Annotated in this window: 12 protein-coding genes; 11 read left to right on the top strand and 1 reads right to left on the bottom strand. The window is 63.9% G+C overall.

All coding sequences use genetic code 11. The features are described from left to right. Window positions 1-20 precede the first annotated feature (20 nt). The 6 genes from RYH74_RS16180 to ycaC all read left to right on the top strand — a co-directional run bounded on the left by RYH74_RS16180 (window position 21) and on the right by ycaC (window position 6,160). Window positions 21-1,541 (top strand): aldehyde dehydrogenase family protein, encoded by a 1,521-nt coding sequence (locus RYH74_RS16180; RefSeq protein ID WP_025339552.1) that lies wholly within the window; start codon window positions 21-23, stop codon window positions 1,539-1,541. A 271-nt stretch (window positions 1,542-1,812) separates the two neighbouring features. Then, on the top strand, window positions 1,813-1,884 hold the full coding sequence (pqqA, locus tag RYH74_RS16175; RefSeq protein WP_003253598.1) for a pyrroloquinoline quinone precursor peptide PqqA: 72 nt from the start codon (window positions 1,813-1,815) through the stop codon (window positions 1,882-1,884). Window positions 1,885-1,936: 52 nt separating this feature from the next. Next, window positions 1,937-2,209: a pyrroloquinoline quinone biosynthesis peptide chaperone PqqD gene (gene pqqD, locus RYH74_RS16170; RefSeq protein ID WP_317409744.1), complete on the top strand. Its 273-nt coding sequence runs from the start codon at window positions 1,937-1,939 to the stop codon at window positions 2,207-2,209. A gap of 89 nt (window positions 2,210-2,298) precedes the next feature. Continuing rightward, window positions 2,299-3,462 carry an alcohol dehydrogenase-like regulatory protein ErcA gene (gene ercA, locus RYH74_RS16165; protein ID WP_317409743.1) on the top strand — a complete coding sequence of 388 codons (1,164 nt, stop codon included), beginning with the start codon at window positions 2,299-2,301 and terminating at the stop codon, window positions 3,460-3,462. Further along, window positions 3,446-5,173 carry a NahK/ErcS family hybrid sensor histidine kinase/response regulator gene (locus RYH74_RS16160; protein ID WP_317409742.1) on the top strand — a complete coding sequence of 576 codons (1,728 nt, stop codon included), beginning with the start codon at window positions 3,446-3,448 and terminating at the stop codon, window positions 5,171-5,173. Before ercA ends, RYH74_RS16160 begins: the two co-directional genes overlap by 17 nt. A gap of 366 nt (window positions 5,174-5,539) precedes the next feature. Next, window positions 5,540-6,160: an isochorismate family cysteine hydrolase YcaC gene (ycaC, locus tag RYH74_RS16155; RefSeq protein ID WP_046613875.1), complete on the top strand. Its 621-nt coding sequence runs from the start codon at window positions 5,540-5,542 to the stop codon at window positions 6,158-6,160. Window positions 6,161-6,213: 53 nt separating this feature from the next. Here the strand turns inward: ycaC and RYH74_RS16150 are convergent, their stop codons facing one another. Next, window positions 6,214-7,866, bottom strand: a complete 1,653-nt coding sequence (locus RYH74_RS16150) for a SulP family inorganic anion transporter (RefSeq protein ID WP_075045523.1) — start codon at window positions 7,864-7,866, stop codon at window positions 6,214-6,216. A gap of 289 nt (window positions 7,867-8,155) precedes the next feature. Here RYH74_RS16150 and RYH74_RS16145 point away from each other — a divergent pair, with 289 nt between their 5' ends. The 5 genes from RYH74_RS16145 to RYH74_RS16125 all read left to right on the top strand — a co-directional run bounded on the left by RYH74_RS16145 (window position 8,156) and on the right by RYH74_RS16125 (window position 12,930). Then, window positions 8,156-10,309, top strand: a complete 2,154-nt coding sequence (locus RYH74_RS16145; protein ID WP_317409741.1) for an FUSC family protein — start codon at window positions 8,156-8,158, stop codon at window positions 10,307-10,309. Next, window positions 10,299-10,505: a DUF1656 domain-containing protein gene (locus RYH74_RS16140; RefSeq protein ID WP_046613872.1), complete on the top strand. Its 207-nt coding sequence runs from the start codon at window positions 10,299-10,301 to the stop codon at window positions 10,503-10,505. Before RYH74_RS16145 ends, RYH74_RS16140 begins: the two co-directional genes overlap by 11 nt. 11 nt (window positions 10,506-10,516) lie before the next feature. Beyond that, a complete protein-coding gene (locus RYH74_RS16135) occupies window positions 10,517-11,455 on the top strand; it encodes an HlyD family secretion protein (protein ID WP_085588350.1) in 939 nt (312 codons plus the stop codon). A gap of 22 nt (window positions 11,456-11,477) precedes the next feature. Continuing rightward, on the top strand, window positions 11,478-12,377 hold the full coding sequence (locus RYH74_RS16130; RefSeq protein ID WP_025339543.1) for a LysR substrate-binding domain-containing protein: 900 nt from the start codon (window positions 11,478-11,480) through the stop codon (window positions 12,375-12,377). A 145-nt stretch (window positions 12,378-12,522) separates the two neighbouring features. Then, window positions 12,523-12,930, top strand: a complete 408-nt coding sequence (locus RYH74_RS16125; protein ID WP_085616138.1) for an OsmC family protein — start codon at window positions 12,523-12,525, stop codon at window positions 12,928-12,930. The last annotated feature ends 42 nt before the right edge of the window (window positions 12,931-12,972 follow it).

Below are 12,972 nucleotides of genomic sequence, written 5' to 3'. Positions count from 1 at the left end.
TCGACCCGCAGAGGCTCAGCATGATCTACGCACAACCCGGAACCCCAGGCGCCATCGTGTCCTTCAAGCCACGCTACGGCAACTTCATCAACGGTGAATTCGTGCCGCCGCTGGGTGGCCAGTACTTCACCAACAGCTCGCCGGTCAACGGCCAGCCGATTGCCGAGTTCCCGCGCTCCGGCGCCCAGGACATCGAGCAGGCCCTGGACGCCGCGCATGCCGCTGCCGAGGCCTGGGGCAAGACCTCGGTGCAGGACCGCGCCCTGGTGTTGCTGAAGATTGCCGACCGCATCGAACAGAACCTCGAAGTACTGGCCGTTACCGAAAGCTGGGACAACGGCAAGGCCGTGCGCGAAACCCTCAACGCCGACGTGCCGCTGGCGGCGGACCACTTCCGCTATTTCGCCGGCTGCATCCGCGCCCAGGAAGGCGGCGCCGCCGAGATCAACGAAGGCACCGTGGCCTACCATATCCACGAGCCGCTGGGTGTGGTCGGGCAAATCATCCCGTGGAACTTCCCGCTGCTGATGGCCGCCTGGAAGCTCGCCCCGGCCCTGGCCGCCGGCAACTGCGTGGTGCTCAAGCCGGCGGAGCAGACGCCACTGTCGATCACCATTTTCGCCGAGCTGATCGCCGACCTGCTGCCGGCAGGCGTGCTGAACATCGTCCAGGGCTTTGGCCGTGAAGCCGGCGAAGCCCTGGCCACCAGCAAGCGCATCGCCAAGATCGCCTTCACCGGTTCCACCCCGGTGGGCTCGCACATCATGAAGTGCGCGGCCGAGAACATCATCCCGTCCACCGTCGAACTGGGCGGCAAGTCGCCGAACATCTTCTTCGAAGACATCATGCAGGCCGAGCCCGCGTTCATCGAAAAGGCAGCCGAAGGCCTGGTGCTGGCGTTCTTCAACCAGGGCGAGGTGTGCACCTGCCCGTCGCGGGCGCTGATCCAGGAGTCGATCTACGAGCCGTTCATGGCCGAGGTGATGAAGAAGATCGCCAGGATTACCCGTGGCAACCCGCTGGACACCGCGACCATGGTCGGTGCCCAGGCCTCGGAGCAGCAATACGACAAGATCCTTTCCTACCTGCAGGTTGCCCGGGAGGAGGGCGCGCAGTTGCTCACCGGTGGCGCTGCCGAGCGGCTCGACGGCGACCTGGCCAGCGGGTACTACATCCAGCCGACCTTGCTCAAGGGCAACAACAAGATGCGCGTGTTCCAGGAGGAGATCTTCGGCCCGGTGGTGGGCGTGACCACCTTCAAGGACGAAGCCGAAGCCCTGGCGATCGCCAACGACAGCGAGTTTGGCCTGGGCGCGGGGCTTTGGACCCGTGACATCAACCGTGCCTATCGTATGGGCCGTGGGATCAAGGCCGGGCGCGTGTGGACCAACTGCTACCACCTGTACCCGGCGCATGCCGCGTTCGGTGGCTACAAGAAGTCCGGGGTGGGCCGCGAGACGCACAAGATGATGCTCGATCACTACCAGCAGACCAAGAACCTGCTGGTGAGCTACGACATCAACCCGTTGGGCTTCTTCTAAAACCTGGGATGGCCTCGGGGGCTGCTTTGCAGCCCATCGCAGGCAAGCCAGCTCCCACAGGTACTGCACAAGGTTCAAGGCCCATGCAGTACCTGTGGGAGCTGGCTTGCCGGCGATGAGGCCAGCACAGCAACACATTACTCCTCGGCTTGTCGCTGCCTTCCTACCAACGCACCCCGCAAACCTGTCCCAAAGTAGCATTCGGCCCCGCCGCCCCTCGTGCATTAATGCCTCTACCGGAATCGCCCGGCACCAAGAAGAGGAATGCCCCATGTGGACTAAACCCGCCTTTACCGACCTGCGCATCGGCTTCGAAGTGACGATGTACTTCGCCAATCGTTGATGCCTGTCCGGCCATCACCGCGATGGCCGGGTCTTCACTGAGCAAGCCTGTTGTGAACCTGATCGATCGCGAACAAGCCCTGGCCTTGCGCAAGGGCTTTCGCCTGCGCTGGGAGCCGTGCCAGGCGTGCCATGTGCTGCTGTACCCCGAGGGCATCATCGAGCTCAATGCCAGTGCCGGCTGGGTGCTCGAGTTGCTGGACGGCCAGCGCAGCGTGGCGGCTGTCATCGACCGCCTGGCACAGCGCTTCCCCGGTGTGCCGGGGCTCGACGAGGACATCCTGGCGTTCCTGGAGGTGGCCCGTGCCAAGTACTGGATCGAATGAGCCGTGGTCACGCTTTGGTCTGGTTGCTTTCGCTACGGGATGCTTTACGCTGGCGGTTACCTTCCAGAACAATAAGAACAGGCTTACCGATGAGCCAGAGTTTCAGCCCGCTTCGCAAGTTCGTTTCGCCCGAGATCATCTTTGGTGCCGGCTGCCGGCACAATGTCGCCAATTACGCCAAGACCTTCGGTGCGCGCAAGGTGCTGGTGGTCAGCGACCCCGGTGTGATTGCTGCCGGTTGGGTGGCAGACGTGGAGGCCAGCCTGGAGGCCCAGGGCATCGACTACTGCCTGTACAGCGCCGTATCACCCAACCCACGGGTCGAAGAGGTGATGCTCGGTGCCGAGATCTACCGGCAGAACCACTGTGATGTGATTGTCGCGGTCGGCGGCGGCAGCCCGATGGATTGCGGCAAGGCCATCGGCATCGTGGTCGCCCACGGGCGCAGCATCCTCGAATTCGAAGGCGTGGACATGATCCGCGTGCCCAGCCCACCGCTGATCCTGATCCCGACCACGGCCGGCACTTCGGCGGACGTGTCGCAGTTCGTGATCATTTCCAACCAGCAGGAGCGCATGAAGTTCTCCATCGTCAGCAAGGCGGTGGTGCCGGACGTGTCGCTGATCGACCCGCAAACCACCCTGAGCATGGACCCGTTCCTGTCGGCCTGCACCGGTATCGATGCGCTGGTGCATGCCATCGAAGCCTTCGTTTCCACCGGCCACGGCCCGCTGACCGACCCCCATGCGCTGGAGGCCATGCGCCTGATCAACGGCAACCTGGTGGAAATGATCGCCAACCCCACCGATATCGCCCTGCGCGAGAAGATCATGCTGGGCAGCATGCAGGCGGGGCTGGCGTTTTCCAATGCGATCCTGGGTGCGGTCCACGCCATGTCGCACAGCCTGGGCGGGTTCCTCGACCTGCCGCATGGCCTGTGCAATGCGGTGCTGGTGGAACACGTGGTGGCGTTCAACTACAGCTCGGCACCGGAGCGTTTCAAGGTGATTGCCGAAGTGCTGGGTATCGACTGCCGCGGCCTCAACCACCGGCAGATCTGCGCGCGCCTGGTGGAGCACCTGATCGCCCTGAAGCATGCCATCGGCTTCCACGAAACCCTGGGCCTGCACGGGGTGCGCACGGCCGATATCCCGTTCCTGTCGCAACATGCGATGGATGACCCGTGCATCCTCACCAACCCGCGTGCGTCGAGCCAGCGTGATGTCGAGGTGGTCTATGGCGAGGCCCTCTGACGAGCAGCAACGGGCGCTGGCCGGGCTGCTGGGGCTGGGCGACCACTCGGCGCGCAAGAGCCATTACCCGGAGCTGGCGGCGCGCCTGGACGAACTGGAGGCCGAACGCAACCGCTACAAGTGGCTGTTCGAAAACGCCGTGCACGGGATTTTCCAGGCCAGCCTGCAAGACGGCATGCGTGCCGCCAACCCGGCGTTGGCACGCATGCTGGGTTACGACAACCCGCAAGCGTTGCTGTTTCCGTTGACGGACCTTGCCGCCAACCTGTTTGTCGGCGGGGCCGAAGAGTTGCACGCCATCACCGCGACCCTCGCCCGTGAACGCAGCCTGCACGGCTATGAAACCCGCTTGCGGCGCAAGGATGGCAGCCACCTCGATGTGCTGATGAACCTGTTGCTCAAGCCCGGCCAGGAAGGGCTGGTGGAAGGGTTTGTCGCCGACATCACCGAACGCAAGCTGGCCCAGCAGCGCCTGCAGCAACTGAATGACGAACTCGAGCAACGGGTGGCCGCCCGCACCGATGAACTGCTGGAGGCCAACCGCAACCTGCAACAGCAGATCGCCGAGCGCAAACAGATTGCCCGCGCCCTGCGCGATGCCCGCGACGCCGCGGAAACCGCCAACCGCAGCAAGGACAAGTACCTCGCTGCCGCCAGCCATGACCTGCTGCAACCGCTGAATGCCGCGCGGCTGTTGATCTCGACCTTGCGCGAAAGGCCACTGCCAGACGCGGAAAAGGTGCTGGTGGAGCGTACCCACCAGGCCCTGGAGGGCGCCGAAGACCTGCTGACCGACCTGCTGGACATTTCCCGGCTCGACCAGGCGGCGGTCAAGCCGGACGTGGCGCTGTACCGCCTCGACGAACTGTTCGGGCCACTGGTCTCGGAGTTTCGCACGGTGGCCGATGCGGCAGGCCTGAAGCTGCGCGCGCGCATTGGCGACTACGCCATCAGTACCGACCTGCGGCTGATGACGCGTATCCTGCGCAACTTTCTCAGCAACGCCTGCCGTTATACCGACGAGGGCAGGATCCTGCTGGGGGCCAGGCGCCGCGGCGATCACTTGCGCCTGGAGGTGTGGGATACCGGGCGGGGCATCGCGGCGGATCGGCTGCAGGCCATTTTCCTCGAGTTCAACCAACTGGACGTAGGCCGCGCCGCCGACCGCAAGGGCGTGGGCCTGGGGCTGGCGATCGTCGAGCGGATCGCCAAGATTCTCGGCTACCGCATCGAGGTGCGTTCGTGGCCGGGGCGTGGCTCGATGTTCAGCATCGACGTGCCGATCGGCGAAGCCATGCCGCTGCCTATCCACCAGGTCGCGCCGCAGCCGGGCGCCGGCAACCCGTTGCCGGGCCGCCGCCTGCTGGTACTGGACAACGAAGTGAGCATCCTCGAGAGCATGGGCGCGCTGCTCGGGCAGTGGGGCTGCGAAGTGGTTACCGCGACCGATCAGGCCGGGGCCTTGCTGGCCTTGCAGGGGCGGGCACCGGAATTGATCCTGGCGGACTTTCACCTGGACCACGGTGTTGTCGGCTGCGAGGTGGTCAGGCACTTGCGTGAACATTTCGGCGCCGCCATTCCCGCGGTGATCATCACTGCCGACCGCAGCGATCAGTGCCGACGCTCCTTGAACAAGCTCGGTGCGCCGATGCTGAACAAGCCTGTCAAACCGGGGAAGTTGCGTGCGGTATTGAGCCAGTTGCTGGGCTGAAGCCTCAATCCCATGGCCTTGCGCGACAGATAACTGAATTCGCAAGCGATCCTCGTACCCTGTGGGAGCGGCTTTAGCCGCGAAGAATCCAACGCGGTGCATGGCACCGGCTGCGCCGGTGTTCGCGGCTAAAGCCGCTCCCACAGGGGCCCTGCTAATTCAATGAGTCATGTGCAGTTCTATGAGAGCAGCCTTGTGCTGCTCCTACAAGGTGGGGCCCGCAGTGCCAGGTGGCTGTTCCCGAAATGGGACTCTGTGTTGCGGATGTCAGCCTGTCACGGCTCTGCCTGGCTGGTTATCTTACCGGGGCGCCATTGTTTGGGCGAAGTCATACCAAACGCATCCAACCCGAGTAAGGAAAACATCATGGCCTTTCAATACAAGCGACTGGACAAGAATAACGCCGCCGTACTGCTGGTGGATCACCAGACGGGTTTGCTCTCTTTGGTAAGGGATATCGAACCTGACCGTTTCAAGAACAATGTGCTGGCCCTGTCGGACCTGGCCAAATACTTCAAGTTGCCGACCATCCTCACCACCAGCTTCGAGAACGGTCCAAATGGCCCGCTGGTGCCCGAACTCAAGGAGCAGTTCCCTGACGCGCCGTACATCGCGCGCCCGGGCAACATCAATGCCTGGGACAACGAAGACTTCGTCAAGGCGGTCAAGGCCACCGGCAAGAAGCAGCTGATCATCGCCGGTGTGGTGACCGAGGTTTGCGTGGCCTTCCCGGCGCTGTCGGCCCTGGAAGAAGGCTTCGATGTGTTCGTGGTCACCGATGCCTCCGGTACCTTCAACGAACTGACCCGTGATTCGGCCTGGCGCCGGATGGAAGCCGCCGGCGCGCAGCTGATGACCTGGTTCGGCGTGGCCTGCGAGCTGCACCGCGACTGGCGCAACGACATCGAAGGCCTGGGCACGCTGTTCTCCAACCACATCCCGGACTACCGCAACCTGATGACCAGCTTCAGCAAGCTGTCGAAGTAATCCGGCCGGGGAGCCATGCGCGTGCATGGCTCCCCGATCGCTTGTGTCACACGTCAGTTTTGTGCCGCCGGTGCCTGCGCCTCGAGCAGGGCGGTACCGAGCGTTTGGTGATAGTGCCCGGGGCCAAGCAGCCGCAGGATACCGGTCCTTTCCAGCTTGCCAAGCACCTTGCCGTTGGCTTCGCACAGTTTCACCACGATCTGGCGTTCATGCAGTTGCTGGATCACTTCCTCCAGGGTCTGCAGCCCGGTGATATCCATGAAGGGCACCCGCTTCAGGCAAATCACCAGCAGTTCAGGGTCGGTATGCGTTTGTGACAGCGCGCGTTCGAAGGTTTCAGCGGCGCCGAAGAACAGCGGGCCCTCGATGGTGTACACCATCACGCCGGGGGGTAGCGATGCCTGGCCGTTGCTGTGCAGTTCATTGGCCAGTTCCTCTTCGACCACCTGCTGGACTTCGACGGACGATGCCATGCGGCGCATGAACTGAAGCATGGCGAGGATGACGCCGATATTCACGGCGATCACCAGGTCGCTGAACACCGTCAAGGTGAAGGTGACGAGCAGGATGGCGATGTCGGCTCGCGGTGCGCGTTGCAGCATGCGCTTGAAATGCTTCAGCTCGCTCATGTTGTAGGCGACGACGAACAGAATCGCCGCCAGTGCGCAGAGTGGAATGTTCGACGCCAGTGGCGCCAGGAACAGGATGATCAGTACCAGTGTCAGCGCATGGATGATGCCGGCCAGTGGCCCGGTAGCACCATTGCGGATGTTGGTCGCTGTCCGGGCAATCGCACCTGTGGCGGCAAAGCCCCCGAACAGTGGCACTACCAGGTTGGCGACCCCTTGGCCGATCAGTTCCTGGTTCGAGTCGTGCCTGGTCCCTGCCATGCCGTCGGCGACGACAGCCGAGAGCAACGATTCAATGGCCCCCAGCATGGCGATCGCAAACGCTGGCCCGATCAGTTCGATCACCCGCGCCAGGGAGACCTCGGGCCAGGTGAGTGACGGCAAACCTTGTGGGATCGCCCCGAAGGCGGTGCCGATGGTAGCTACGCCGTCGAAATGGAACAGGGATTGGACCAGCGTCGCGAACACCATGGCGACCAGTGGCCCGGGCAGGCGTTTCAGCACGGGCAACCTTGGCGTCAGGATCAGCAAAGCAAGGCTGCATGTTGCAAGCAGCGTCGTGGCAATGTGGAGGTCCGGCAGGGCTTGCAACAGATGCCACAGTTTTTCGTGGAAGTGCCCGCCTTCGATTTCGGGCAGGCCGAAGAAATCACGCCATTGCCCCACCCAGATGATGATGCCGATGCCGGCGGTGAAACCGACGATCACCGGGTCGGGAATGAACTTGATGACTGCGCCCAGGCGGGTAATGCCAAGCACCAGCAGTATGGCGCCAGCCATCATCGTGGCCAGTTGAAGGCCTTCCACTCCGTACTTCGCAGTCACCCCAGCGAGGATCACGATGAAGGCCCCGGTCGGTCCGGCGATCTGCAATCGACAGCCGCCCAGCAAGGAAACCAGCAGCCCGCCTATGATTGCGGTGTAGATGCCTTGCTCCGGCTTGACCCCGGAAGCGATGGCGAAGGCCATGGCGAGGGGCAGCGCGACAACCCCGACGATGAGGCCGGAGACAAGGTTGCGCATCCAGTGTTCACGCTTGAACAGGCCGGCTTTCCAGGCTTCGCGTACCGCAATCATTGCAGGCTCCTTGATAAGGTGCATGCACATAGTATTTAGCATGCCCTGCGCAAGGGGAGCCCCAATGGCATGCCTGGTTCGTTGTTCGCGAGATGGGACACAGTGTCCCGGAATCCAACCTGTCGTCAGTTAATCTGCTTATATATCTTACGGTTGCTCGACTCGCGCACTTGAACGGTAATGTGAGTGTGCTCGCGGATGCGTAGAGACGCCTCCAGCTCATGAATCAACCCGGCCCGGAATGCCATGCGCCCATGCGCGGCTTCCTGGCCGTGTCCCGAGGTGCCGGATGGCTCCACTGATTTCCTATTTCAAGATGGCCTTGAACCCTGGCCGTGGGGTGCTGTTCTTCGCGCTGCGTACCATCGTTGCAGGCCTGTTGTGCCTCTACCTGGCGTTCATCTTCGACCTGGAGCAACCGAAGTGGGCGCTGATGACCGTGATCATCATCAGCCTGCCGTTGGCCGGCATGACCCTCAAGCGCAGTTTCGCTCAGGTACTGGGCACCGCAGCAGGGGCGGCCATGGCGGTGGTGATCATGGCCTTGTTCCCCCAGGCGCCAATGCCTTTCATCGTCTGCCTGGCCCTGTGGCTGGCGTTCTGCACGGCGGGCGGCACGCTGCTGCGCTATACCGATTCGCATGCCTTCGTCCTCAGCGGGTTTACCGCCGTGGTGGTCGCGATGCTGGCCGTGCCGGAACCGGACGGCATCCTCCTGCTGGCCATCACCCGGTTGACCGAAACCCTGCTGGCGGTGGCCTGCGTGGCCGTGGTCAGTTTGTTGAGCGCGCGCCCACAGGCAGTGGCGCAGGGCTACTTCAGCAAGGTCGATAGCCTGGTCAAGCTGATCGCCCGGCACGCCGCCGAGGTGGTGCGCAGCGAAGAGGACGAAGCCGCGCTGCACCAGCGGCAGGCGCAATTGATCAGCGAGATCAGTGCGCTGGAAGGCCTGCGCCGCCATCTCTATTTCGATGCGCCGCACCTGCGCAACGCCGATGGGCTGGTGCAGCTGCTGGCCAACCAACTGGTGTTGCTGGTGTCGCGTCTGCTGGTACTGCGCCAACAGCGCGAGTTGATCAAGCAGCACTGGCAAGGGCCGCTGCCAGAAGAAATCCAGCTGTTGCGCCAGGACGAGCTGGACAACCTGGAGGCACTGGCCCGTGACGGCGTGAAGTTGTCGGCGCAGCGCCGCGAAGCGATCCACCACCTGTACCAGCGCTTCGACGCCGCCGCTGACCGGGTCGAGTTTCTCGACGAGCCCTTGCCCCCGCGCATGCGCTCGCTGGCCTGGGCCCTGCGCTGGGAGCAGGCGCGCCTGCTGCAGCAGCTGAATGAACTGATCGAGCTCAACGAGGCGATCCAGCAGGGCAGGGGCGCCAGTTGCCCCCACGCCCAAGGGCAAGCCAGCGCGCTGCATCTGGACTTCCGCCTGGCCGGCATGAACGCCGTGCGGGCCTTTCTGGCGCTGTTTCTCGCCGGTTGGTTGTGGATCGAAACGGCCTGGGACGGCGCGCGTTCCGGGGTGATCCTGATCGGGGTCATGTGCTCGCTGATGGCGACGCTGCCGCGGCCGTTGCTGGCCAGCCAGAACTACAACCGTGGTCTGCTGGTCGCGCTGCTGTTGTCCGCCGTGTATCAGTTTGCCCTGCTGCCGATGTTCACCGATTTCGAAATGCTTGCCGTGTGCCTGGTGCCGTTGCTGTACCTGGCGGCCGTCGGCCTGGCCAGCCCCATGACCGCGGGCATCGGCATGGGCATCGGGTTGATCAGCCTGTTGATGATCGGGCCGCAGAATGTCGGCGCCTACCACAACAGTGCCATGCAGTGGTTCGAGTTTGCCGGTGGCTATGCGGCGGCTGGGGGGCTGGCGATGGTGGTGTTCGCCCTGGTGTTCCCGTTCAACCCGCAAAAGCGCATGGCCCGGCTATTCCGCCAGACCCGCGAGGATGTGCATGAGTACGTGACGGCACCTGCCAGCGTGGCGCGTCAGTTCGATTTCGAGAGCCGCATGCTGGACCGCCTGTCGGCGATGATCGGCCTGTTGCCCGCCGCCACTGATGCGCGCTCCCGGGAGCTGTTCGATTGCAGCCTGGTGTGCCCGGCGCTGGCCATTGCGCTGGGCCAGGCGCATGCCCAGTGCGTCAACCTCACGGTGCTGCCTGAAGGCACGAGGGCGCGTTTGCGCCTAGGGTTGCAGGAGATGGCGGATCTGATCGGTGCACGCCGGCGGGTGGATGTGGACGGGCTGTTGCGCGAGCTTGCCGAGCTTGCCGAAACCCTCGATGCGCTGCACCAGGCACACGCCGAGGCGGGCCGCGAGACGCTGCGGCAGTTGTTCATCCTGCGGGTCGCGCTATCGGTTGCCGGCCAGTTGCTGCAGCGCTATCGACCGGTGCTGGCAGCGCAGACGTTGCCTGAGGAGGAGGGCGCCTATGCCCGTTGATTTCGAGTTTGGCGGGGTCTACCTGCCGCCGATTGCCCAGGCGTTGTTGCTGGGGTTGCCGTTGTTCCTGGTGCTGGACGCCCTGTTGCGGCGCAGTGGCGTGCTGGCGCGTGTGTGGCACCCGGCGCTGTTGCAGGGCGCCTTGTATGCCGCGATCTGCGCGGCGCTGGTGTTGTCGATGGGAGTGAGTGCCTGAAAATGCCTGTGTTGAAACCTGTTCTTGCCAAAGCCGTGACCCTGGCGGTGCTGGCGCTTGCGGTGGTGCTGGGCTGGTTTGCCTGGGACTACTACACCCGTGCGCCCTGGACCCGTGATGCCCGTGTGCGGGCCGATGTGGTGACCCTGTCGGCCGAGGTGGCAGGGCGCATCATCGAGCTGCCGGTGCAGGACAACCAGTTCGTCAGGCAGGGTGACCTGCTGCTGCAGATCGACCCGGCGCGCTACGAGCTGGCCGTGCTGCATGCTGTGCGAGCCGTCGAAGTCGCGCGTGCGGCGCTGGGCCAGTCGCAGGCCGCCATCGTCGCCAACGAGGCGCAGCTCAAGCAGCGGCGCAGCGAAGAGCAACGCCGACGCAAGCTGCAATCGATGTCGGCAATCTCTGCCGAAGAATGGGAAAAGGCCGGCACCGACGTGGCCGTGGCCCAGGCCGACCTGCTGCGCGAACAGTCCAACCTCGGCCTGGCACAGGCCAACGTGCAACTCGCCGAGGCCACGCTGCAGCAGGCCCGGCTCGACCTGGAGCGCACCCGGGTCAGCGCCCCGGTCAGCGGTTACGTGACCAACCTGCTGACCCGCCAGGGCGACTATGCCCAGCCGGGCATGCCGCTGCTGGCGCTGGTCGACAGTTCGTCGTTCCACGTCAGTGGCTATTTCGAGGAAACCAAGTTGCCGAAAATCAAGGTGGGCAGCCGTGCGCGCATCGCCTTGATGAGTGGCGAGGTGCTGGATGGCACGGTAGAGAGCATCGCCTATGCCATTACCGACCGCGAGAACCAGCCGGGCAACCGCCTGCTGGCCAACGTCAACCCGAGCTACACCTGGGTCAAGCTTGCCCAGCGGATCCCGGTACGGCTGCGCCTGGAGCGCAGTGCCGATGCGCCACCCTTGCGTGCGGGGACCACTGCCACCGTGACCATTCTCGAATAGCTGGGGGTGGGCGATGAGCATGATGTTCGATTTGAATGAGCTGTACCTGTATACCAAGGTGGTCGAGTGTGGCGGTTTCGCATCGGCCGGGCGTGCGCTCGGCTTGCCCAAGTCGCGGCTGAGCCGGCGAGTCGCCAATCTGGAGGACCGCCTGGGGGTGCGCCTGATCCAGCGCTCCACCCGGCAGTTCGCGGTCACCGAAGTGGGGTTGGAGTACTACCATCACTGTATGTCGATGGTCGATCGGGCATTTGCTGCCGAGGACGCGATCCAGCGCAGTCGCGCCGTGCCCAGCGGCATTGTCCGGCTGGCCTGCAGCACCTCGCTGCTGGATGCACGCCTGGCGCCGATGCTTGGGCAGTTCATGGTGCAATGCCCGGCGGTGGAGTTGCTGGTGAAGAGCTACAACCGGCGGGTCGATGTGATCGGCGAGGGCTTCGACCTGGTCCTGAGCGTGCGCCATCAACCGCTGGAAAGCAGCGAACTGGTGATGCGCAAACTGGCGCAGAGCCGCCAGTGCCTGGTGGCTTCGCCCGGCTTGCTGGCGCAGTACGACCGCCCTCTGCAGCCTGCCGACCTGTTTGAACTGCCCAGCCTTGGCTGGGGGGCGAATGTTCAGGAGTACGTCTGGGACCTGGACGGCCCCGAAGGCGGGGTGGCGTCCATTCGCTTCCGCCCACGGTTGGTCTCCGACGATATCGCGGTGCTGTACCAGGGCGCGCTCGCGGGCGTGGGCGTGGTGCTGCTGCCAGCGGATATGGTGAAGGATGACCTGGCCGCCGGGCGTTTGCTGAACGTGCTGGAGAGCTGGGTACCCAGGATGGGCGAGGTAATCGCCCTGTTTCCTTCGCGGCGAGGGCTGACGCCAGCGGTGCGGGAGTTGATCGACTTTCTTGCGGTGGCGTTCGAGCGGTCGGCGTAGCGCCTTTGACCGGGCGCAGCGTTCACCAGGCAGAACGCTGCGGCGCATTTCATCACCTACCGTCCGTTGCGTCGTGCACCTATCATTCAAGCTTTGCAGCCTGTGCAGCAGGGTGGCCACAGGCAACCGTCAATCAGGAGTTTCAATGTCAGAGCGAGCAATCCGCGCTTCGTTTGCAGGCGTGGCGTACCAGGTGAACGTGACAGATGGCCTGCACCAGTGGGCCAGCGATGTTGATGCGGCGGCAGGCGGCGGGGATGTCGGGCCGTCACCCCATGGGCTGTTGCTGTCATCCCTTGGCGCCTGCACTTCCATCACGGTTGCCATGTACGCACAGCGCAAGGAAATGCCGCTGCAAGCCATCGATGTGGATATCCGCATCGAGCAGGAACAACTGGGGCGCGAACCTCGGATCCAGATCGCTCGTGACATTCGCTTGAGCGGGCCGCTGAGCGAAGAGCAACGCACGCGCTTGCTGGAAGTTGCCAATGCCTGCCCCATTCACAAGGTGTTGAGCGGCGAAATCATCATCGCCAGCAAGCTGGTTGGATGAGGCCAGGCGCAGCGTTGCGCCTGCCGGCTGCCGGTAGAGGAG

It is taken from the genome of Pseudomonas sp. LSJ-87, assembly GCF_032971465.1.
Classification (GTDB): domain Bacteria; phylum Pseudomonadota; class Gammaproteobacteria; order Pseudomonadales; family Pseudomonadaceae; genus Aquipseudomonas; species Aquipseudomonas putida_Z.
This window is presented reverse-complemented; position numbering and strand designations above follow the sequence as displayed.

Bases quoted from the DNA above. Each gene is read 5' to 3' on its own strand.
- RYH74_RS16180 (WP_025339552.1), top strand. From the start codon at position 21: ATGATCTACGCACAACCCGGAACCCCAGGCGCCATCGTGTCCTTCAAG.
- ercA (WP_317409743.1), top strand. From the start codon at position 2,299: ATGAGCCAGAGTTTCAGCCCGCTTCGCAAGTTCGTTTCGCCCGAGATC.
- RYH74_RS16160 (WP_317409742.1), top strand. From the start codon at position 3,446: ATGGCGAGGCCCTCTGACGAGCAGCAACGGGCGCTGGCCGGGCTGCTG.
- ycaC (WP_046613875.1), top strand. From the start codon at position 5,540: ATGGCCTTTCAATACAAGCGACTGGACAAGAATAACGCCGCCGTACTG.
- RYH74_RS16150 (WP_075045523.1), bottom strand. From the start codon at position 7,866: ATGATTGCGGTACGCGAAGCCTGGAAAGCCGGCCTGTTCAAGCGTGAA.
- RYH74_RS16145 (WP_317409741.1), top strand. From the start codon at position 8,156: ATGGCTCCACTGATTTCCTATTTCAAGATGGCCTTGAACCCTGGCCGT.
- RYH74_RS16140 (WP_046613872.1), top strand. From the start codon at position 10,299: ATGCCCGTTGATTTCGAGTTTGGCGGGGTCTACCTGCCGCCGATTGCC.
- RYH74_RS16130 (WP_025339543.1), top strand. From the start codon at position 11,478: ATGTTCGATTTGAATGAGCTGTACCTGTATACCAAGGTGGTCGAGTGT.
- RYH74_RS16125 (WP_085616138.1), top strand. From the start codon at position 12,523: ATGTCAGAGCGAGCAATCCGCGCTTCGTTTGCAGGCGTGGCGTACCAG.